The organism is Bradyrhizobium sp. USDA 3364 (assembly GCF_054056355.1).
This window is the reverse complement of the sequence record NZ_JBSRYG010000002.1, coordinates 5,810,540-5,829,203: the sequence shown is the minus strand read 5'-3', so window position 1 is coordinate 5,829,203 and position 18,664 is coordinate 5,810,540. Positions and strand designations below refer to the sequence as shown.

Sequence of the window (18,664 nt, the reverse complement as noted above, 5' to 3'; positions counted from 1 at the left end):
CCAAATTACTTCGCGAGCACGCCTTCCAGCGAGGGACCATCGCCGAGGACGGCCAGCGTCTCGCGCGGGCTGAGATGCCCGACCGCCTCGTCGAAGCTGTCGCTTGCCTCGATCCGTGCGCGCGCCACCGCGAGGTTGAGATCGATCTCGCCGGGGCCGCCGCGCCGCGCCGGCGGCAACGACGACAGATGACGATGCAGCAGGCCGGAATCCTGCCGCAACGTCGCGAGCGCGGGGGCCGACGCGTGGGCAGGCGCCGCCGCCAGTTCGTTGGCGCGAACCAGCACACTCGGCGGTCCGCTCTCCTCCGGCGTCATGAACAGCGCGCGCATCGCGGGCTTGGCCGTCCAGGCCCCGATCGGGATCGCAAACAAGAGGCCCACGATCACCGGCGACATCCACAGCAGCAGCGGCAGCGAGACCGCATAGGCGCTTGCCGCCATCGCGACGCCACAGGCGGTCGGGATGCCGTATTTCCGGTACAGCTCGCGCCGCTCGACCTCACCGTCGTCGCGCCGCTGCGTCTGCCAGCCCGCATCGCGGCCGAGCAGGATCTCGACGACGGCGATCGACTGGAACACCATCATGACGGGCGCGATCATCGCCGAGATCAGCAGCTCGGCAATGACGCCTGCAAGCGTCCGGAAGCCGCCGCCGAATTGCCGGCGCGCCTCCCGCTGCGTCAGCAACAGGATGAAGCCGAGCAGCTTCGGCACGATCAAGAGCGCCATGGTGAGGCCGAAGACCCAGGCGGCGAGCACCGGGTCCTGCGCCGGCCAGTTCGGGAACAGCGAAAAGCCCTTCGGAAAATATTCGGGGCGAATGAAGCGCGCCTGCAACGAGATCAGGATTCCGAGCAGCAGGAACGACAGCCAGAGCGGCGCGGTGATGTAGGAGCCGATCCCGGTCATGAAATGCAGCCGCGAGATCCAGTGCAGGCGGCGCGTGGTCAGCACGGCGAGATGCTGCAGATTGCCCTGGCACCAGCGCCGGTCGCGCGCGGCGAAATCCAAAAGCGACGGCGGCACCTCCTCAAAACTGCCGCCGAGCGTCGGCGCCATGTAGATGCCCCAGCCAGCGCGCCGCATCAGCGCCGCCTCGACGAAATCGTGGCTCAAGATATGTCCGCCGAACGGCTTGCGGCCGGAGAGCTCGGGCAGGCCCGCCTGCTCCGCGAAGGCCTGAATTCGGATGATCGCATTGTGGCCCCAATAATTGCCCTCGGAGCCGTGCCACCACGCCACGCCCGCGGCGACCATCGGACCATAGAGCCGGCCGGCGAACTGCTGCAGGCGGCTGAACAGGCTGCGCGCGTTAACGATGACGGGCAGCGTCTGCAGCAGCGCCGCCTGCGGGTTGGTCTCCATGGCGTGAACCATCCGCACCATGGTGTCGCCCAACATCAGGCTGTCGGCGTCGAGCACGATCATGAACTGGTAGCCGCCGCCGAACCGCGTGATCCACTCGCCGACATTGCCGGACTTCCGTGCCGTGTTGTCGGCGCGATGCCGGTAGTAGAGCCGCCCGCCGCCACAGGCCGCGCTGAGATCGAGGAACGCCCGCTCCTCGGCGATCCAGATATCGGGATCGCGGGTGTCGCTCAGCACGAACCAGTCGAAGCGTTCGGCCTGTCCGGTCGCCTCGATCGATTCATGGATGGCGCGCAGGCGTGCCATCAATTGATGTGGATTCTCGTTATAGGTCGGGAGCAGCACCGCGGTCCGGCTTGCGAGTTGCGGCAACGGACCGTCGACGCGGATCGGCAGGGCATTGCCCCTGCGTCCAAGCAGAACGAAGAAGCCGGCGAGCGCCGAGGCGAACGAAAACGCGATCCAGGCGAGCAGCGCCACGAACAGCACCAGCACCATCCATTCCATGATCGTCACGCCGCCGACCTGGAGCACCATGTACATCTCGTAGGCACCCGCGGCGGTCAGCGCCGCCGTCAGCAGAAGGATGAACGCGCGGCGCATGAACATGCCCGCACCGACCGGCACCGGCTTGCTCAAAGCGTGTGGCGGCCGGTCAAGATCGGCCGCCGCCATCGCGAGCGGGCTCTCCTGCGGCAGGAAGCCGTCGGCCGCCGTGGCGGCGCCGGGATGCGGCGACGTGACTATGGCGCCCATCGATAGACCCAGATCTCCGAGAGCGGCTTGTCTTCCTGCGCCAGATGAGCGCGCAGCTCGATCGGGTCCTTCTTGAGGGCACATTGGAAGCTGAGCCGCCATCCGCCCGTATTCGGGTTCGGCTGCGTGACGATGTTGGTGATCTCGGCCTTCTCCGCCGACACGACGCCCTTGACGCTGTCGGGATCGATCCCCTTCAGATTGTCGCCGGCGAGGTCGAGCACGAACAGCTTGCTGTCCTCGCCGCGGGCGCCGATGCCGGTGCGGGTGAAGCGCGCGAGAGAATGCGGCTTCGGCGCGTCGGGCCCCCAATGCAGGCGATAGGTCAGATTGGTCTCGCTCTTGGCCTTGAGCGGCGCCTTCGGCCGCCAGAACGCGGCGATGTTGTCGTGGATCTCTTCTTTGGTCGGAATCTCGATCAGGATGACCGCGCCCTCGCCCCAGTCGCCGATCGGCTCGACCCACAGGCTCGGACGTTTCTCGAAGCGCGATTCGATGTCCTGATAGGCGAAGAAATTCTTCTCCCGCTGCATCAGCCCGAACCCGTGCGGGTTGATGTCCTGGAACGTGCTGATCTGGAGGTCGCGCGGATTGCTCAGCGGACGCCACAGGCTCTCGCCCTTGCCGTTGTAGATCGCAAGCCCGTCGGAATCATGCACCGACGGCCTGAAGTCATCGACCTCGGTGCGGTCATTGGGCCCGAAGAAGAACATGCTCGTCATCGGCGCAAGGCCGGCGTGCTCGAGATCGGCGCGCGGATAGACCGATGCCTCGACATCGAACACCGTGGTCTTCCCAGGCCTGATCGCGAAGCGATAGCTCGCCGCGCAGCTCTTGCTGTCGAGCAAGGCATGGATCACGAGCGAGGTCGCGTTGGGCACGGGACGCTCGAGCCAGAACGCCTTGAAGAACGGAAACTCCTCGCCCTTGGCCTCGCCGGTGTCGATCGACAGGCCGCGCGCCGACAGGCCGTAGGTCTCATCCCTGGCGACAGCGCGGAAATAGCTCGCGCCGAGGAAGACGCAGACTTCGTCGTAATAGTCCGGCTTGTTGATCGGCGCATGGATCCGAAATCCGGCAAAGCCGAGATCCGTCTCGGTGAACGACGGCACGTCGTTGCCGAACGAAAAACTGTCCTTGCTGTAGCCGACTTCGCTGACCTTGCCATCGGCGACCTCGAAGATCTGAACCTTGTTCTTGTAGAAGAAGCCGCGGTGGAAGAACTGCGCCTCGAACGGAAGCTTCTGACCGTGCCATAGCGCGCGCTCGGGCACGAAGCGGATCGTGCGGTACTGATCGTAAGTCAGATCCTTCAGGCCGCTCGGCAGCTTCTCGTCGGGCGCCTCGAACGCCTTGCTCGCAAGGTTGCGGGCGAGATCCCGCACCATCGACGGGTTGAAAGCTGCGTCCGGCGTGTTCCCTGCGGCGGCAGCCTCGCGCTGCGGCAACAACATCAAGGTCGGCAACACGGCCGACCCGTGGAGTAACTGGCGACGATTCAATGCAACTCCTGCTCGCTATCCGGGACGCCGCAATGAAACCTCCGAGCGCGCGAGGAGTTCCATCGTTGCTGCGAGCAACAGAGATCGCCTGACATTGGAACCGCGGTGCAAGCGCCGCGGCGGATTGCGCGACGCTACGCGCTCTCCAGCGTCGGCGCGACCTCGCGCGCGACCTGCACCAGGGCTGCGATCAGCGGCGTCATCGGATCGCGCTGCGGGATCACCAGGCCGATGCTGTAGTCCACGACCGGATCGACGATCGGAATGCTGCGCACGGCATCCGCAAGGCCGAGCGTCTCGGCGAGCTTGGCTGGCATCACGCTGGCCCAGCGCCCGGTCTTCACATGGGTGTAGAGCACCAACAGCGAGTTCGAGGTCAGCGTTGGTGTCGCCTCCGCGCCGACCGAGGTCAGCGCGCGATCGATGATGCGGCGGTTCTGCATGTCGGGCGTCAGCAGGCAGAGCGGCACCGTGCCGACTTCCTTCCACGTCACCTGCTTGCGGTCGCCGAACATCGCGTCGGGCGCGGTCAGCAGACGATAGCTCTCGTTGTAGAGCGGGATGGTGCGGACCTTGCCGATCGGCTCGTTCTCGATGTAGGTCAGGCCGGCATCGACCTCGAGATTCTCGAGCAGGCCGAGCACGTCGGCCGACGTGCAGGACTGGATACGGAAACGCACATCGGGATGGCGCGCCCGGAACGGCGTGGTCAGCGAGGCCACCATGCCGAGCGCGGTCGGGATCGCCGCGATCCGGATCTCGCCCGATAGCTTGTCCTTGAGGCTGTTGATCTCCTGCTTCATCGCCCGCGCATCGCCCACGATGCGCCGCGCCCAATCCAGCGTCCGCTCGCCCTCCGGCGTAAAACCCTGGAAGCGCGATCCGCGCTGCACCAGCATGACGCCGAGGATCTCCTCGAGCTGCTTGAGGCTGGTCGACATGGTCGGCTGGGTGACGCCGCAGGCCTCCGCAGCCCGGCCGAAATGCCGCTCCTTGGCCAGTGCCAGCAGAAGTTCCAGCTTGTCGATCAAGGTTCAATCCCCTTCGGAAAACGGCGCCCCAAACGGCAGTCCGACGCGTCCATAGGTAGCACGATCCGGGTGCGATTCCGAAATCCAAAGCGCCCCGGAAGTGCGTGATTCCAGACCATTATTGCGATCCTAAATCAGCCCATCGCACAACGCTATTAATCGCGTTTCGCAATCGCCGCATGAGACAGCTTTATTGATGTTTCGAACGATTCCAACTCAGATGCGCGCAGCAAAAAACGGATCGTGAGAAGCGCTGATGACGGTGGGATACGAACCTTGGGACACGGCGCGCGGCGCCGAGATCATCGCCGAGCACGCCGGCCTTGAAGGCGCCACGCTGGTGATCCTGCACGCGCTGCAGGACGCCTTCGGCTACGTGCCCGAGCCGGCGATTCCGATGGTCGCGGAGGCGCTCAATCTGTCCCGTGCCGAGGTGCACGGCGTGTTCACCTTCTACCATGACTTCCGGAAAGCCCCTGCCGGACGCCACGTCCTCAAGCTCTGCCGTGCCGAGGCCTGCCAGGCTGCCGGCGGCGATCGGCTTGCGGCGCGCGCAGAGGCCAAGCTCGGCGTTTCCCTCGGAAACACCACCGCGGACGACCGCGTGACGCTGGAGCCAATCTACTGCCTCGGACTGTGCGCCACCGCGCCGTCGGCGATGCTGGATGGCCGCGTCGTCGGCCGGCTCGACGAAGCGCGCGTCGACGCGCTGGTCGCGGAGGCACAGCGATGACGACGCGGATCTTCATTCCCCGCGATGCCGGCGCGGTTGCCGTCGGCGCCGACGACGTCGCCCTCGCTTTCGAGCAGGCCGCAGCGGCGCGCGGCAAGCCGGTCGAGATCGTCAGGACCGGTTCGCGTGGCCTGTACTGGCTGGAGCCGATGGTCGAACTGGCGACCGCGCAGGGCCGCGTCGGCTTCGGCCCGGTGACGCCGGCGGACGTGCCGTCCCTGCTCGATGCGATGGCCGGCAACGGCCAGCACACGCTGCGGCTTGGTGTCACAGACGAGATTCCCTGGCTTAAGCGCCAGACCCGCCTCACCTTCGTCCGCTGCGGCGTCGTCGATCCGCGCTCGGTCGACGACTACCGCGCCCATGGCGGCTACCGAGGTCTCGAGCGGGCGCTGACGCTGACCTCCGACCAGATCCTTGCCGACGTCACGACGTCGGGCCTGCGCGGCCGCGGCGGCGCCGGCTTCCCGACCGGCATCAAGTGGAAGACGGTGGCGCAGGCCAGCGCCGACCGCAAATACATCGTCTGCAACGCCGACGAAGGCGACAGCGGCACCTTCGCCGACCGCATGATCATGGAAGGCGACCCCTTCGTCGTGATCGAAGGCATGACGATCGCTGGTATCACGGTCGGGGCCGCCAAGGGCTACATCTACATCCGCTCGGAATATCCGCACGCAGTCGAGGCCATGAATGCGGCGATCGTAGCCGCCCGCCGCGCCGGCCTGCTCGGCAAGCGCATCGGCGGCACCAAGCATGAGTTCGATCTCGAGGTCCGGGTCGGGGCCGGGGCCTATGTCTGCGGCGAAGAGACCTCGCTCTTGGAAAGCCTCGAGGGCCGCCGCGGCATCGTCCGCGCCAAGCCGCCGCTGCCCGCGCACAAGGGCCTGTTCGGCCGGCCGAGCGTCATCAACAACGTGCTATCGTTCGCGGCGATCCCCTTCATCCTCGACAACGGCGCCAAGGCTTACGCCGATTTCGGCATGGGCCGCTCGCGGGGCACGATGCCGATCCAGCTCGCCGGCAACATCAGATATGCCGGGCTGTTCGAGACCGCGTTCGGCGTCACGCTCGGCGAACTCGTCGACGAGATCGGCGGCGGTACCTTCACCGGACGCGAGGTGCGTGCCGTGCAGGTCGGTGGGCCGTTAGGGGCCTACTTCCCGCGCGCGCTGTTCGACACGCCGTTCGACTATGAAGCGTTCGCCGCGCGCGACGGCCTGATCGGCCATGGCGGCATCGTGGTGTTCGACGACACCGTCGACATGGTCAAGCAGGCGCGCTTCGCGATGGAGTTCTGCGCGATCGAGTCCTGCGGCAAGTGCACGCCGTGCCGGATCGGTTCGACCCGCGGCGTCGAGACCATCAACAAGATCATCAACGGCGAGCGCGTGGCGGAAAACCTCGCCGTGATCGAAGACCTCTGCAACACCATGAAGTTCGGCTCGCTCTGCGCGCTCGGCGGCTTCACGCCCTACCCCGTGATGAGCGCACTGAAGCACTTCCGGGAAGATTTCGGTCCCGCACCGGCCCGGCTGCAGGCCGCGGAATAGCAAGGAAATCACGATGTCGCTGATCCAGGAAACCGATTTCGGCACGCCCAAGTCCAAATCCGAGACGATGGTCACGCTGACCATCGACGGCAATCAGATCACGGTGCCCGAGGGCACCTCGATCATGCGCGCGGCGATGGAAGCCGGCACCCAGATTCCAAAACTCTGCGCGACCGACATGGTCGATGCGTTCGGCTCCTGCCGGCTCTGCCTCGTCGAGGTCGAGGGCCGCGCCGGCACGCCGGCCTCCTGCACCACGCCGGTCATGCCCGGCCTCGTGGTGCACACCCAGAGCGAGCGGCTGAAGAAGCTGCGCAAGGGCGTGATGGAGCTCTACATCTCCGACCATCCGCTGGACTGCCTGACCTGCGCCGCGAACGGCGACTGCGAATTGCAGGACATGGCGGGCGCGGTCGGCCTGCGCGACGTGCGCTACGGCTATGAGGGCGAGAACCACGTCTTCGCCAAGTCTTCCAAGAATTCGGCGCAGGGCTGCGAAAACGACAACTGGATGCCGAAGGACGAATCCAATCCGTACTTCACCTACGATCCCTCCAAGTGCATCGTCTGCTCGCGCTGCGTCCGCGCCTGCGAGGAGGTGCAAGGCACCTTCGCGCTGACGATTTCCGGCCGCGGCTTCGACAGCCGCGTGTCGCCCGGCATGAACGAGAGCTTCCTCGGCTCCGAATGCGTATCCTGCGGCGCCTGCGTGCAGGCCTGCCCGACCGCGACGCTGACCGAGAAATCCGTGATCGAGATCGGCCAGCCCGAGCATTCGGTCGTCACCACCTGCGCCTATTGCGGCGTCGGCTGCGCCTTCAAGGCCGAGATGCGCGGCGAGGAAGTGGTGCGCATGGTGCCGTGGAAGGACGGCAAGGCCAATCGCGGCCATTCCTGCGTCAAGGGCCGCTTCGCCTGGGGCTACACCACCCACAAGGAGCGCATCCTGAAGCCGATGATCCGCGAGCGGATCGAGGATCCCTGGCAGGAAGTGTCGTGGGACGAGGCGCTGAACTTCGCCGCCGCGAAGTTCAAGGGCATCCAGCAGAAATACGGCCGCGACTCCGTCGGCGGCATCACCTCGTCACGCTGCACCAATGAAGAGACCTATCTGGTGCAGAAGCTGATTCGCGCCGGCTTCGGCAACAACAATGTCGACACCTGCGCCCGCGTCTGCCATTCGCCGACCGGCTACGGCCTGTCGCAGACCTTCGGCACCTCGGCCGGCACGCAGGACTTCGACTCGGTGGAGGACACCGACGTCGTGATGATCATCGGCGCCAATCCGGCCTCGGCCCACCCGGTGTTCGCCTCGCGGCTGAAGAAGCGGCTGCGCCAGGGCGCCAGGCTGATCGTGATCGATCCGCGCCGCACCGAGATGGTGGAATCGCCGCATGTGAAGGCGCTGCATCTGCCGCTGATGCCCGGCACCAACGTCGCGGTGCTCACGGCACTCGCCCATGTCATCGTCACCGAAGGGCTCGCCAACGAGGCCTTCGTGCGCGAGCGCTGCGACTGGAGCGAGTTCGAGGACTGGGCCGCCTTCGTCGCCCAGGACAAGCACAGCCCGGAAGCCACCGCGATCATGACCGGCGTCGATCCGAAGGCGCTGCGCGAGGCGGCGCGGATCTATGCCACCGGCGGCAGCGCCGCGATCTATTACGGGCTCGGCGTCACCGAGCACAGCCAGGGCTCGACCACGGTGATCGCGATCGCCAACCTCGCGATGGCGACCGGCAATATCGGCCGGCCCGGCGTCGGCGTGAACCCGCTGCGCGGCCAGAACAACGTGCAGGGCTCCTGCGACATGGGTTCGTTCCCGCACGAGCTGCCCGGCTACCGCCACATCGCCGGCGACGCGGTGCGCGAGCAGTTCGAGGCGATGTGGAACGTCAAGCTCAACAACGAGCCGGGCCTGCGCATCCCCAACATGTTCGACGCCGCGATCGAGGGCTCCTTCATGGGGCTCTACGTGCAGGGCGAGGACATCCTGCAGTCCGACCCGAACACCAAGCATGTGGTGGCGGCACTGTCGGCGATGGAATGCGTCATCGTCCACGACCTGTTCCTGAACGAGACCGCGAACTACGCCCACGTCTTCCTACCCGGCTCGACCTTCCTCGAGAAAGACGGTACCTTCACCAATGCCGAACGCCGTATCCAGCGCGTCCGCAAGGTGATGACGCCGCTCAACGGCTATGCCGACTGGGAAGTGACGATCATGCTTGGCAAGGCCATGGGATTCGAGATGAACTACTCTCATCCGTCCGAGATCATGGACGAGATTGCCGCGCTGACGCCGACCTTCGCCGGCGTGTCCTATGCCAGGCTCGAGGAGCTCGGCTCGGTGCAGTGGCCCTGCAACGAGAAGGCGCCGGAAGGCACGCCGGTGATGCATATCGGCGGCTTCGTGCGCGGCAAGGGCAAGTTCATCCTCACCGAATATGTCGCGACCGACGAACGCACCGGCCCGCGCTATCCGCTGCTGCTGACCACCGGACGCATCCTCAGCCAGTACAATGTCGGTGCGCAGACCCGACGCACCGAGAACGTGGTGTGGCACGCCGAGGACCGGCTGGAGATCCACCCGCACGACGCCGAGCAGCGCGGCGTGCGCGACGGCGACTGGGTGCGGCTGGCGAGCCGCGCCGGCGAGACCACGCTGCGCGCCGAGATCACCGATCGCGTGGCGCCGGGCGTGGTCTACACCACGTTCCACCATCCGGACACCCAGGCCAACGTCATCACGACCGACTTCTCCGACTGGGCGACCAACTGTCCCGAGTACAAGGTCACCGCCGTGCAGATCTCGCCGTCGAACGGTCCGTCCGACTGGCAGAAGGCCTATGACGAGCAGGCACGCAACTCCCGCCGCATCGCGCCTGTCGTGGAAGCTGCGGAGTAACGATGCGCGAGCCCGTCCACAAGGCGATCCGAAAGGTCTGGCGCGACGGCGTCTTCAACGACGGCGCGCGCCTGATCCCGGAGGAGACGCCGCTCGCGCTGACCTATAATGGCGGCACCTACGCCGTGATGATGGGCTCGCCCGAGGACCTCGGCGACTTCGCCGTCGGCTTCAGCCTGAGCGAAGGCATCGTGCAATCGGCCGACGAGATCGAGACCCTCGACATCGTCGAGCTCGACGACGGCATCGAGCTTCGGATGTGGCTCGGGCCCGACAAGGCCGAGCGGATCGCCGAGCGGCGCCGCAACATCGCCGGGCCGACCGGCTGCGGCCTGTGCGGACTGGATTCGATCAGCGAGGCGGTTCGGCCGGCCGCGGTGGTGCCGGCGAGCCGCGTGTTCTCGCCCCGCGAGATCATGATCGCAGTGGCGGCGGTCGCGCCGCTGCAGGAGATCAACCACCAGACCCGCGCCGTGCACGCCGCCGCGTTCTGGACGGCCTCGCGCGGCATCGTGGCGCTGCGCGAGGATGTCGGCCGCCACAATGCGCTCGACAAGCTCGCCGGCGCGCTGGCCCGCGACAACGTCGTCACGAGCGACGGCATGGTGCTGCTGACCAGCCGCGTCTCGGTCGAAATGGTGCAGAAGACCGCCGCGATCGGCGCGCCGCTGATTGCGGCCGTATCGGCGCCGACCGCGCTTGCGGTACGGATGGCGGATGCCGCCGGCATCACGCTTGCCGCGATCGCCCGCGCCGATGGATTTGAAATCTTTACGCATCCGGAACGCGTCACAGGCGCGGTGCCCGGCAAGGAGTCCGCCTATGTCGTCGTCGCCTGACAAACTGGTCTATATGGCGAACCAGATCGGAAAATTCTTCCAGAGCCAGGGGCACGACCGCGCCGTGCAGGGCATTTCCGAGCACATCTGGAAGTTCTGGGACCCGCGGATGCGCAAGCAGATCTTCGCCCATCTCGACGCCGGCGGCGCCGGTCTCGACCCCGACGTCCGCGACGCGTTGCTCAAGCTGAGGCAGCAGGCGTAGCCGGCTCAGATCGCGGGGTGGGTTAGCCGATCGGGTGCTCGCAAAGCGCAGCGAAAACCGGGCCGATCTCCCGCCCGGCAAAATGCCTCTACGGCCGGCATGATTCGGGGTTGCACCTGCGCCAAATCGAGATTTCAATGTCCGCGGTTTTGGCCCACGGTGGACCGCGAAGCGCCAGATGAACATCGGCAAGGAAGTTATCCCCGAAGAAGTCCATTCGGTGATCGAGTTTCATCGGCAGAAATGTCCGGGGTTCGCGACCGTTAACTCGGCACTTCAGACATTCGAGTCCAAGAGCCTGTTCGAATGGCATCTCTCCGTTATCATCCATTGCGTCGACTGCATCGAGCTTCAGCTGCCTTCCGGCGACGAACAGGACCTGCTTTACGCCTTCGAGGGCAGGCTTGATCCACGCATAAAAGCGAACAACAACGCGTTGTTTCTTGCTCGCGTCACGCACAATTCCTTGAGGGAGATCGTCTGGCGGGTCCACGATCCCCATGCGGCTGATCGCGTCCTGCGAGAGATCTTGAGCAACAAGGAATATCCGCGGCACTTCGATTATCGCATCGATAACGATCCCACATGGGAAAAGGCGGCATGGTATCTCGCCGCCCGGTAGAGCATCGATTGCTTGATCAATGGCCGATCGGGTCTCGTCGTGGATGCCCGGGATATCCCGAGCCCATCGGCTCCCCCGTCGACGAGCCCGCGCGACCTAGCCCACGATCGCGTTGAAGACGCGGCGCACCTCGCTCTGCGTCTCGCGCAGGCGGGCTTCCAGCGCGGAGAAATCCGGCGTGTCGCCGGCCCGCGCCATCACGCGCAGCAGGTCCTCCCCGGCCGTCTCGGGATTGAACTTGCCGGAGACGCAGAGCCGCAGGATTTGCGTGAGGTCATGATAGAGCCGCGCCGCCGAGCGCAGTATCTCGGCCTCGGACTGGCCGAGCAGGCCGAGCTTGGCGGCATTGTCGAGCACCTGCAGCGTGGAGACGCTGAGGATCTCCGGCTTCGCCGCGGCGTGCGCGAGCTGGAGATATTGCGCGATGAAATCGATGTCGACGAGCCCGCCGGCGGCGAGCTTGAGGTCCCAGACGTCGTCCTCGCCCTTCTCCAGCGCGATTGCGCGCCGCATGTCGGCAACATCGGCCGCGGTCGACGCCGCATCGCGCGGCCGGGTCAGGACGCCGCGGATGATCGCCTCGATCTTCTCGCGGAACTCAGGCGATGACGAGATCACGCGCGCGCGCGTCAGCGCCATGTGCTCCCAGGTCCACGCCTCGCGCTCCTGATAGTCGGCGAAGGAGTCGATCCGCGAGGCGACCGGACCCGCGCGCCCCGAGGGGCGCAGCCGCATGTCGACCTCGTAGAGCACGCCGTAATTGGTCCGGGTCGTGAACGCGCTGATCAGGCGCTGGGTGAAGCGGGCGAAATACTGCGCGCCGTGCAGCGAGCGCTCGCCGTCGGAGTCCGGCGCCTCGCTGTCGAAATCGTAGAGCAGGATCAGATCGAGATCGGAGGACGCCGTCATCTCGCGGCTGCCGAGCCGGCCCATCGCGAGGATCGCGGTCTCCTGCCCCTTGATCCGGCCGTATTGAGCGGCGAACTGGTCGGTGACGAGGCCGTGCACGGTGTGCACGATGCCCTCGGCGACGTCGGCGAAGGCCGTGCTGGCATGCTGCGCCGACACCGTGCCCGACAGGATCCGCGTGCCGATCAGGAACAGGCTCTCCTGGCCGAACAGTCTCAGGCGATCGAGGAAGTCCTCGTAGGATGACGCGTCCTGCAACGTGGTCGCGAGCCGTTCGGAAAGCTCCTTCTTGTCCGGCATCGCGCCGAAGAAGCGCGGATCGACCAGGCCGTCCATGATCTGCGGCTGCCGCGCCAGCATGTCGCCGAGTCGCGGCGCCGCGCCGAGGATCAAGGCGACCAGCGCCACGAAATCGCGGTTCTGGCTGAGTAGCGAGATCAGCCGCCCGCCGCGCTGCAGGGCGCCCAGGAAACGGTCGAATGCCGCCACCGCGTCGTCGGGCTCCTCGGCATGCGCGAGGCCGTCGATCAGGCCGGGAATGAATTCGAGGAACGCCGCGCGCGTCGCCTCGACGCGCAGCGCACGGTAATCGCCCGCGATCCACTGCTGCACGGTGCCGGCGACTGCGACGGGCTTCTTGAAGCCGAGATGGGCGAGATGCTCGATCAGGCGCGCATCTTCGGGCCCGGCGCCGTAGTCGATATCCGGCAGCTTCGCGGTGCCGGTCGGATCGTCGCCCTCGAACAGCTTGCCGTAATGGCTCTGCACGGTCTTGAGCTGACCGAGCAGGTCCTTCGCAAACGCCTGGCGATTCTCGTAGCCGAAGAAATGCGCGAAGCGCTCGACGTCTTCGGGCGCTTCGGGCAGCGAATGGGTCTGCTCGTCGGCGATCATCTGCAGCCGGTGCTCGACCCGGCGCAGGAATTCATAGGCCGTGGTCAGCTCGTCGCGCGCCTCGTGGGTGATCCAGTTGCTGCCGGCGAGCACGTTGAGCGCCTCCAGCGTCGGCCGCACCCGCAATTCCGGATGGCGGCCGCCGGCGATCAGCTGCTGGGTCTGGGCGAAGAACTCGATCTCGCGAATGCCGCCGCGGCCGACCTTGACGTTGTGGCCCTCGACCGAGATCTCGCTCTGGCCGCGATAGGTCTGCATCTGCCGCTTCATGTCGTGGACGTCGGCAAGAGCGGCGAAGTCCAGATGCTTGCGCCAGACGAACGGCGCAAGCTCGGCGATCAGCGCATCGCCGGCCTTGGGATCGCCAGCGCAGGCTCGCGCCTTGATCATCGCGGCGCGCTCCCAGGTGCGGCCCTCGCGCTCGTAATAGTGCAAGGCCGCGTCGGTCGAGATCGCGACCTGGGTCGAGGCCGGGTCCGGCCGTAGCCTGAGATCGACCCGGAACACATAGCCCTCGCCCGAGCGCTGCTGCAGCATCCGCGCCATCGCCTGGGTGACCCGCACGAAGAACGGCTGCGGCTCGATGTCCTCGGCGAGCGAGGTGGCCGCGCGATCGAAGAACACGATCAGGTCGATGTCGCTGGAATAGTTCAGTTCGCCCGCGCCCATCTTGCCCATCGCGAGCACGATCAGCCCTGAGCCGATCTCGGGATGGTCGGGATCGGCGGCGGTCATCCGACCGCGGGCGACTTCCTGCCGGAACAAATAGCGCAGCGCCGACTGCACCGAATTCACCGCAATGTCGGTCAGCGCCGCGGTGACCCGCATCACCGGCCAGACGCCGCCGATGTCGCACAGCGCGATCATCAGCGCCGCCTCCGCCTTCATGCGGCGGAGCAGGATCATCACATCGGCCTCGCTGCCGGCGGCGAGCACCTCGCGCGAGGTCGTCTCGATCAGATCGGCAAGATGCGACTCCGGGTCGCATGACAGGATCCGGATCAGCCGCGCGGCGTCGGCGCGCGCGAGCTCGAACAGATAGGGCGAGAACCCGGCGATGCCGCGCAGGATGTCGCGCGCGAACGGATGTTCCAGCAGTTTCGACAGCGCGGCCGATTGGGCCGGCTCGAGCTCGGCGAACCAGTCAGTCAGGCGCTGATCGGCGGATTCGGGCGCGGCGACATGCGGCCCGTCCGCGAACCGTGCGGCCAGACGACGTCGATCCGCGTTTCCCGGCGCGGCGGCATTCATGCCGCCTTCTGTGGCACATCCTGCGTTTGAGCCGCAAGCCTGTCACTGCCGCCCGCTCGCACGGGCAGGACCAGGGTTGCCACCAGCCCCGGATGGGCATCGCCGAGCCGCAGCTCGCCGCCATGGAGCGTGGCCACCGCCGAGGCCAGGCTGAGGCCGAGACCGGAACCGGGTAAGGTGCGGCTCGCCTCGAGCCGGACGAAGCGCTCCACCGCGTGCTTGCGGTCGCCCTCGGGAATGCCGGGACCATGGTCGGTGACGCTGAGCAGGACCTGATCGCCCTCGCGCCGCGCCTCGATCAGGATCTCCCGCGCATCGGCCTTCAGCGGCTCGATGCCGGTGTCGGGCTTGCCATATTTGATGGCGTTCTCGACCAGGTTGGCAACCGCCTGGCTGATCAATTCGCGGTTGCCGTGAATCGGCGCCGGCGCGGTCTTCACCTGCAACGTCATGCCGTCGTCCTCGGCCAGCGGCTCGTACAATTCGTGGATGCCGTTGGCGACGTCGGCGCCGTCGAAATCGTCCATGTTGCCGCGCGCCTGGCCGGACTCGGCACGCGCGATCATCAGCAGCGCATTGAAGGTGCGGATCAACCCGTCGGACTCGTCGATGGTCCGCTCCAGCGCGGCGCGATAATCGGCCTCGCAGCCGGACTTCGCCAGCGCCTCCTCGGCGCGGTTGCGCAGCCGCGTCAGCGGGGTCTTGAGGTCGTGAGCGATGTTGTCGGAGACCTCCTTCAGCCCCGTCATCAGCGCCTCGATGCGCTCCAGCATGGCGTTGAGATTTTCCGCGAGGCGGTCGAGCTCGTCGCCGCTGCGGCCGACCGGCAGCCGGCCGGACAGATCGCCCGCCATGATCCGCCGCGTCGTGCCGGTCATGGCGTCGATCCGGTGCAGCACGCGGCGGGCGACGAAGATCCCGCCGCCGATGCCGAGCACGACGACGACGAGGATCGACCATTGCGCGGCCTTGGCAACGATGCCGAACAGCCGCCGCCGCTCCTCGAGGTCGCGTCCGACCAGAAGGTGGAAGCCGTTGGTCATCTCGGTGACCCGCACCAGCGCGCGGTGATCGGTCTTGTCCTGGTCGTCGATCCGGCGATAGGCGGTCTCGGTCCAGCCCTGCACGCTCATCACGCCCGGCGCCAGCGAGCCGACATTGCCGGCGAGCGCCTGCCCGTTCGGCGCCGTCAGGAGATAGAGGTTGGCGCCCGGCCGCAGCGCACGATAGCCCATGCCGTTCAGCAGGCCGTGCAGCCCGCGGCGATTATAGATGTCGATGATCTCGTTGACCTCGACATTGACCGTCGTCGTGATCTGCTCGGTGATCAGCCGCCGCGTGTTCCAGGCGAAGTAAGCCAGCAGCGAGGCGGCGAACAGCGCGAACAGGAACAGGTAGACCAGCGTCAGCCGAAACGCCGTGGTCCGGATCAGTTTACCGAATGCCGTCACGGATCATATACCCCGCACCGCGGATGGTATGCAGCAGCGGCCGCTCGAAGCCCTTGTCGATCTTGGAGCGCAGCCGCGAGATGTGAACGTCGATGACATTGGTCTGCGGATCGAAATGATAGTCCCAGACGTTCTCGAGCAGCATCGTGCGCGTCACCACCTGCCCTGCATGCTTCATGAGATATTCGAGCAGACGGAACTCGCGCGGCTGCAAGGTCAGCTCATCCTTGCCGCGGGCGACGCGATGCGACAGCCGATCGAGCTCGAGGTCGCCGACCTTGTAGGTGGTCTCCTCGGCCGGCCCGACATTGCGCCGCGACAGCACCTCGACGCGCGCCAGCAGCTCGGCGAAGGAATAGGGCTTTGGCAGATAGTCGTCGCCGCCCGCGCGCAGGCCCTTGATCCGGTCATCGACCTGGCCCAGCGCCGAGAGGATCAGGACCGGCGTCCGGTTGCCCTTGTCGCGCAGGCTGCCGATAAGCGACAAGCCATCCCGCTTCGGCAGCATGCGGTCCACGACCAGCACATCGTAATCGCCGGTTTCGGCCATCGACAGCCCCTCCTCGCCGTCGGAGGCGAGATCGGCGATATAGCCGACTTCACGGAACGCCTTGACCAGATAGTCGGCTGACTCGCGGTCATCTTCGATGATCAGGATGCGCATTTGCGGAGCGATTGCGGTCACGGGAATGGGCCCTCTGTCAGCATGACGCGGCCGGCCTGCACATGCAAGACGACCGCGCATATTCTCGAAATGTTGGGAAAAAGTGGGCGGTGAAGCTGGGGGACTTCACCGCCCTGAGACCTTCCGACGGAGGGGGGCATATTCCATCGAAAGGCAACATAGGGAGCGAGCAAGGGGCCCGCCCCCCGGAAAGCGCCGTCGGCGGGGGCGACTGATGCCGGCGACGCTTCCCAACACATAGATAGTTATCCCTTGGCCAACGGCACTGCCACAAAGCGCGACGAACCGCCGCTCTTCACGCGCATGAGAACGCTGTTCTTGCTGTCATTACGCGCCGCGGTAATCGCATCACGCACCTCACCGGCGGTGCCGACGGACTTGCCGGCGACCTCGAGGATCACGTCGCCTTCCTTGAAGCCCCGCTCAGCGGCAGCACTCTTGGGATCGACTTCGGTCACGACCACGCCTTCCTTGCCGGCGCCGGCCACGCTGTTGGCGGGCGCCACCGTCAGGCCCAGCTTCGGCACGTCGGTGCCGCGGGACGAGTTGCCCTTGTCGCCGTCATTGTTGGTGTCGGCCTTGGCTTCCAGGTTGTTCGGCAACTGGCCGAGCGTGAGGTTCACGGTCTTGTCCTGGCCCTTGTGCAGCACGTTCAGCTTCACGGCATTGCCAGGCGCGAGGCCGCCGATGGTGCGGGCGAGTTCGCGCGCATCCTTCACCGCCTCGCCATTGACGGCGGTGATGACGTCACCGGACTCGATGCCGGCCTTGGCCGCGGGACCATTGGCCTGCGGTTCGGCAACCAGCGCGCCTTCGGCCTTCTTCATGCCGAGGCTGTCGGCGATGTCTGAGGTCACCGGCTGGATCTGGACGCCGATCCAGCCGCGGCTGACCGAGCCCTTGTCCTTCAGCTGGGCGACGACGCTCTTGACGGTCTGGGCCGGGATCGAGAACGCGATGCCGACGCTGCCGCCGGACGGCGAGTAGATCGCGGTGTTGACGCCCATCACTTCGCCGGAGACATCGAACGCCGGGCCACCCGAATTGCCCTTGTTCACGGGCGCATCGATCTGGATGAAATCGTCATACGGGCCGTTGCCGATGTCGCGGCCGGAGGCCGAGACGATGCCCGCGGTCACGGTGCCGCCGAGGCCGAACGGATTGCCGACCGCCAGCACCCAGTCGCCGATGCGCGGCTTGCTGTCGGAGAGCTTGGCGAACTGGAAGTTGGAGCCGCCCTCGACCTTGATCAGCGCGAGATCGGTGCGCGGATCGGTGCCGATCACCTTGGCGGAGTAGGTCTTGCCGTCATCGGTCGTGACTTCGACCTTGTCGGCGCCGTCGACGACGTGATTGTTGGTCACGGCAAAGCCGTCAGCCGAGATGAAGAAGCCGGAGCCCTGGCCCGTCACCACGCCACCGCCACGCGGTCCACCGCGCAGGCCCGGGGGCAAGCCATCCGGACCGCCAAAGCGGCGGAAGAAGCGCTCCATCGGCGAACCGGGCTGGAACGGCGAATCCTCATTGTTGCCGTCGTCCTTCGCGACCTTCTCGCGAAGGTTGACCTTGACCGAGATCACCGACGGCTTGACGCGCTCGACGATGTCGGCAAACCCGACCGGCTGCTGAACCTTCTTGACCTCGTTGTTGACCTGCGCATGCGCGGGCGTCGTGAACAGGTCGGCCGGGTTGTGCGACGGGCTGAAGCCGTAGGTGGCGGCACCGAGGCCGGCCACGACCGACGCCATCAGCGCGAGTTTGCGGGCAGAGAACAGCGAGCGCTTCGGCGCCTTGTAGGACGGAAGGGACGAGAGGTCGGGACGGTCGGTCATGTCTTGAAATCTCCAGGGCCAGAATCATTGGTGCCGGGGCGAGCACCTGATGCGTCTGAACATGGGGTCATCAGCCTTACAGCGCGCTGGCTGCGGAATTAAACTTTTGTAATTGAGCAGACCTGC

General features: G+C 66.2%; 13 protein-coding genes. 6 read left to right on the top strand and 7 right to left on the bottom strand.

Going from position 1 to position 18,664, the window contains the following annotated elements:
- Positions 1 to 5 precede the first annotated feature (5 nt).
- From mdoH to ACVILL_RS27335, 3 genes are all read right to left on the bottom strand, one after another.
- Positions 6 to 2,126, bottom strand: coding sequence for a glucans biosynthesis glucosyltransferase MdoH (mdoH, locus tag ACVILL_RS27345; protein WP_456731885.1), 2,121 nt, complete (start codon positions 2,124 to 2,126; stop codon positions 6 to 8).
- Positions 2,114 to 3,580, bottom strand: a complete 1,467-nt coding sequence (locus ACVILL_RS27340; protein WP_456731884.1) for a glucan biosynthesis protein G — start codon at positions 3,578 to 3,580, stop codon at positions 2,114 to 2,116. The genes mdoH and ACVILL_RS27340 overlap by 13 nt, the downstream gene beginning before the upstream one ends.
- 182 nt (positions 3,581 to 3,762) lie before the next feature.
- Positions 3,763 to 4,659 (bottom strand): LysR family transcriptional regulator, encoded by an 897-nt coding sequence (locus tag ACVILL_RS27335; RefSeq protein WP_018270739.1) that lies wholly within the window; start codon positions 4,657 to 4,659, stop codon positions 3,763 to 3,765.
- Positions 4,660 to 4,915: 256 nt separating this feature from the next.
- On the opposite strand from ACVILL_RS27335, the gene ACVILL_RS27330 reads away from it, so the two are divergent.
- The 6 genes from ACVILL_RS27330 (at position 4,916) to ACVILL_RS27305 (ending at position 11,516) form a co-directional block, all read left to right on the top strand.
- Positions 4,916 to 5,392: a formate dehydrogenase subunit gamma gene (locus ACVILL_RS27330; protein ID WP_456731883.1), complete on the top strand. Its 477-nt coding sequence runs from the start codon at positions 4,916 to 4,918 to the stop codon at positions 5,390 to 5,392.
- Positions 5,389 to 6,945, top strand: a complete 1,557-nt coding sequence (locus ACVILL_RS27325; RefSeq protein ID WP_456731882.1) for a formate dehydrogenase beta subunit — start codon at positions 5,389 to 5,391, stop codon at positions 6,943 to 6,945. The genes ACVILL_RS27330 and ACVILL_RS27325 overlap by 4 nt, the downstream gene beginning before the upstream one ends.
- Before the next feature lie 13 nt (positions 6,946 to 6,958).
- On the top strand, positions 6,959 to 9,850 hold the full coding sequence (gene fdhF, locus ACVILL_RS27320; protein WP_456731881.1) for a formate dehydrogenase subunit alpha: 2,892 nt from the start codon (positions 6,959 to 6,961) through the stop codon (positions 9,848 to 9,850).
- Between the two features lie 2 nt (positions 9,851 to 9,852).
- Positions 9,853 to 10,689 carry a formate dehydrogenase accessory sulfurtransferase FdhD gene (gene fdhD / locus ACVILL_RS27315; protein ID WP_456731880.1) on the top strand — a complete coding sequence of 279 codons (837 nt, stop codon included), beginning with the start codon at positions 9,853 to 9,855 and terminating at the stop codon, positions 10,687 to 10,689.
- The gene (locus tag ACVILL_RS27310) at positions 10,673 to 10,894 is read left to right on the top strand and encodes a formate dehydrogenase subunit delta (RefSeq protein ID WP_456731879.1); all 222 of its coding nucleotides are present in this window, start codon (positions 10,673 to 10,675) and stop codon (positions 10,892 to 10,894) included. The genes fdhD and ACVILL_RS27310 overlap by 17 nt, the downstream gene beginning before the upstream one ends.
- Positions 10,895 to 11,072: 178 nt before the next feature.
- Positions 11,073 to 11,516, top strand: a complete 444-nt coding sequence (locus tag ACVILL_RS27305) for a DUF695 domain-containing protein (protein ID WP_456731878.1) — start codon at positions 11,073 to 11,075, stop codon at positions 11,514 to 11,516.
- A 96-nt stretch (positions 11,517 to 11,612) separates the two neighbouring features.
- On the opposite strand, the gene ACVILL_RS27300 is transcribed toward ACVILL_RS27305, so the two are convergent.
- The 4 genes from ACVILL_RS27300 to ACVILL_RS27285 form a co-directional block, all read right to left on the bottom strand.
- Complete coding sequence (locus ACVILL_RS27300) at positions 11,613 to 14,570, bottom strand: bifunctional [glutamine synthetase] adenylyltransferase/[glutamine synthetase]-adenylyl-L-tyrosine phosphorylase (RefSeq protein ID WP_456731877.1); 2,958 nt, start codon at positions 14,568 to 14,570, stop codon at positions 11,613 to 11,615.
- Entirely contained in the window at positions 14,567 to 16,021 is a 1,455-nt protein-coding gene (locus ACVILL_RS27295; RefSeq protein WP_456731876.1) for an ATP-binding protein, read from the bottom strand. The genes ACVILL_RS27300 and ACVILL_RS27295 overlap by 4 nt, the downstream gene beginning before the upstream one ends.
- Entirely contained in the window at positions 16,005 to 16,685 is a 681-nt protein-coding gene (locus ACVILL_RS27290; RefSeq protein WP_029878846.1) for a response regulator transcription factor, read from the bottom strand. Before ACVILL_RS27290 ends, ACVILL_RS27295 begins: the two co-directional genes overlap by 17 nt.
- A gap of 266 nt (positions 16,686 to 16,951) precedes the next feature.
- The gene (locus ACVILL_RS27285; protein ID WP_456731875.1) at positions 16,952 to 18,538 is read right to left on the bottom strand and encodes a Do family serine endopeptidase; all 1,587 of its coding nucleotides are present in this window, start codon (positions 18,536 to 18,538) and stop codon (positions 16,952 to 16,954) included.
- Positions 18,539 to 18,664 lie beyond the last annotated feature (126 nt).

What these genes read in the sequence shown, in the direction of transcription:
- ACVILL_RS27330 (WP_456731883.1), top strand. Translation starts at nt 4,916, where the DNA reads ATGACGGTGGGATACGAACCTTGGGACACGGCGCGCGGCGCCGAGATC.
- ACVILL_RS27325 (WP_456731882.1), top strand. Translation starts at nt 5,389, where the DNA reads ATGACGACGCGGATCTTCATTCCCCGCGATGCCGGCGCGGTTGCCGTC.
- ACVILL_RS27300 (WP_456731877.1), bottom strand. Translation starts at nt 14,570, where the DNA reads ATGAATGCCGCCGCGCCGGGAAACGCGGATCGACGTCGTCTGGCCGCA.
- fdhF (WP_456731881.1), top strand. Translation starts at nt 6,959, where the DNA reads ATGTCGCTGATCCAGGAAACCGATTTCGGCACGCCCAAGTCCAAATCC.
- ACVILL_RS27290 (WP_029878846.1), bottom strand. Translation starts at nt 16,685, where the DNA reads ATGCGCATCCTGATCATCGAAGATGACCGCGAGTCAGCCGACTATCTG.
- fdhD (WP_456731880.1), top strand. Translation starts at nt 9,853, where the DNA reads ATGCGCGAGCCCGTCCACAAGGCGATCCGAAAGGTCTGGCGCGACGGC.
- mdoH (WP_456731885.1), bottom strand. Translation starts at nt 2,126, where the DNA reads ATGGGCGCCATAGTCACGTCGCCGCATCCCGGCGCCGCCACGGCGGCC.
- ACVILL_RS27310 (WP_456731879.1), top strand. Translation starts at nt 10,673, where the DNA reads ATGTCGTCGTCGCCTGACAAACTGGTCTATATGGCGAACCAGATCGGA.
- ACVILL_RS27285 (WP_456731875.1), bottom strand. Translation starts at nt 18,538, where the DNA reads ATGACCGACCGTCCCGACCTCTCGTCCCTTCCGTCCTACAAGGCGCCG.
- ACVILL_RS27340 (WP_456731884.1), bottom strand. Translation starts at nt 3,580, where the DNA reads ATGTTGTTGCCGCAGCGCGAGGCTGCCGCCGCAGGGAACACGCCGGAC.
- ACVILL_RS27305 (WP_456731878.1), top strand. Translation starts at nt 11,073, where the DNA reads ATGAACATCGGCAAGGAAGTTATCCCCGAAGAAGTCCATTCGGTGATC.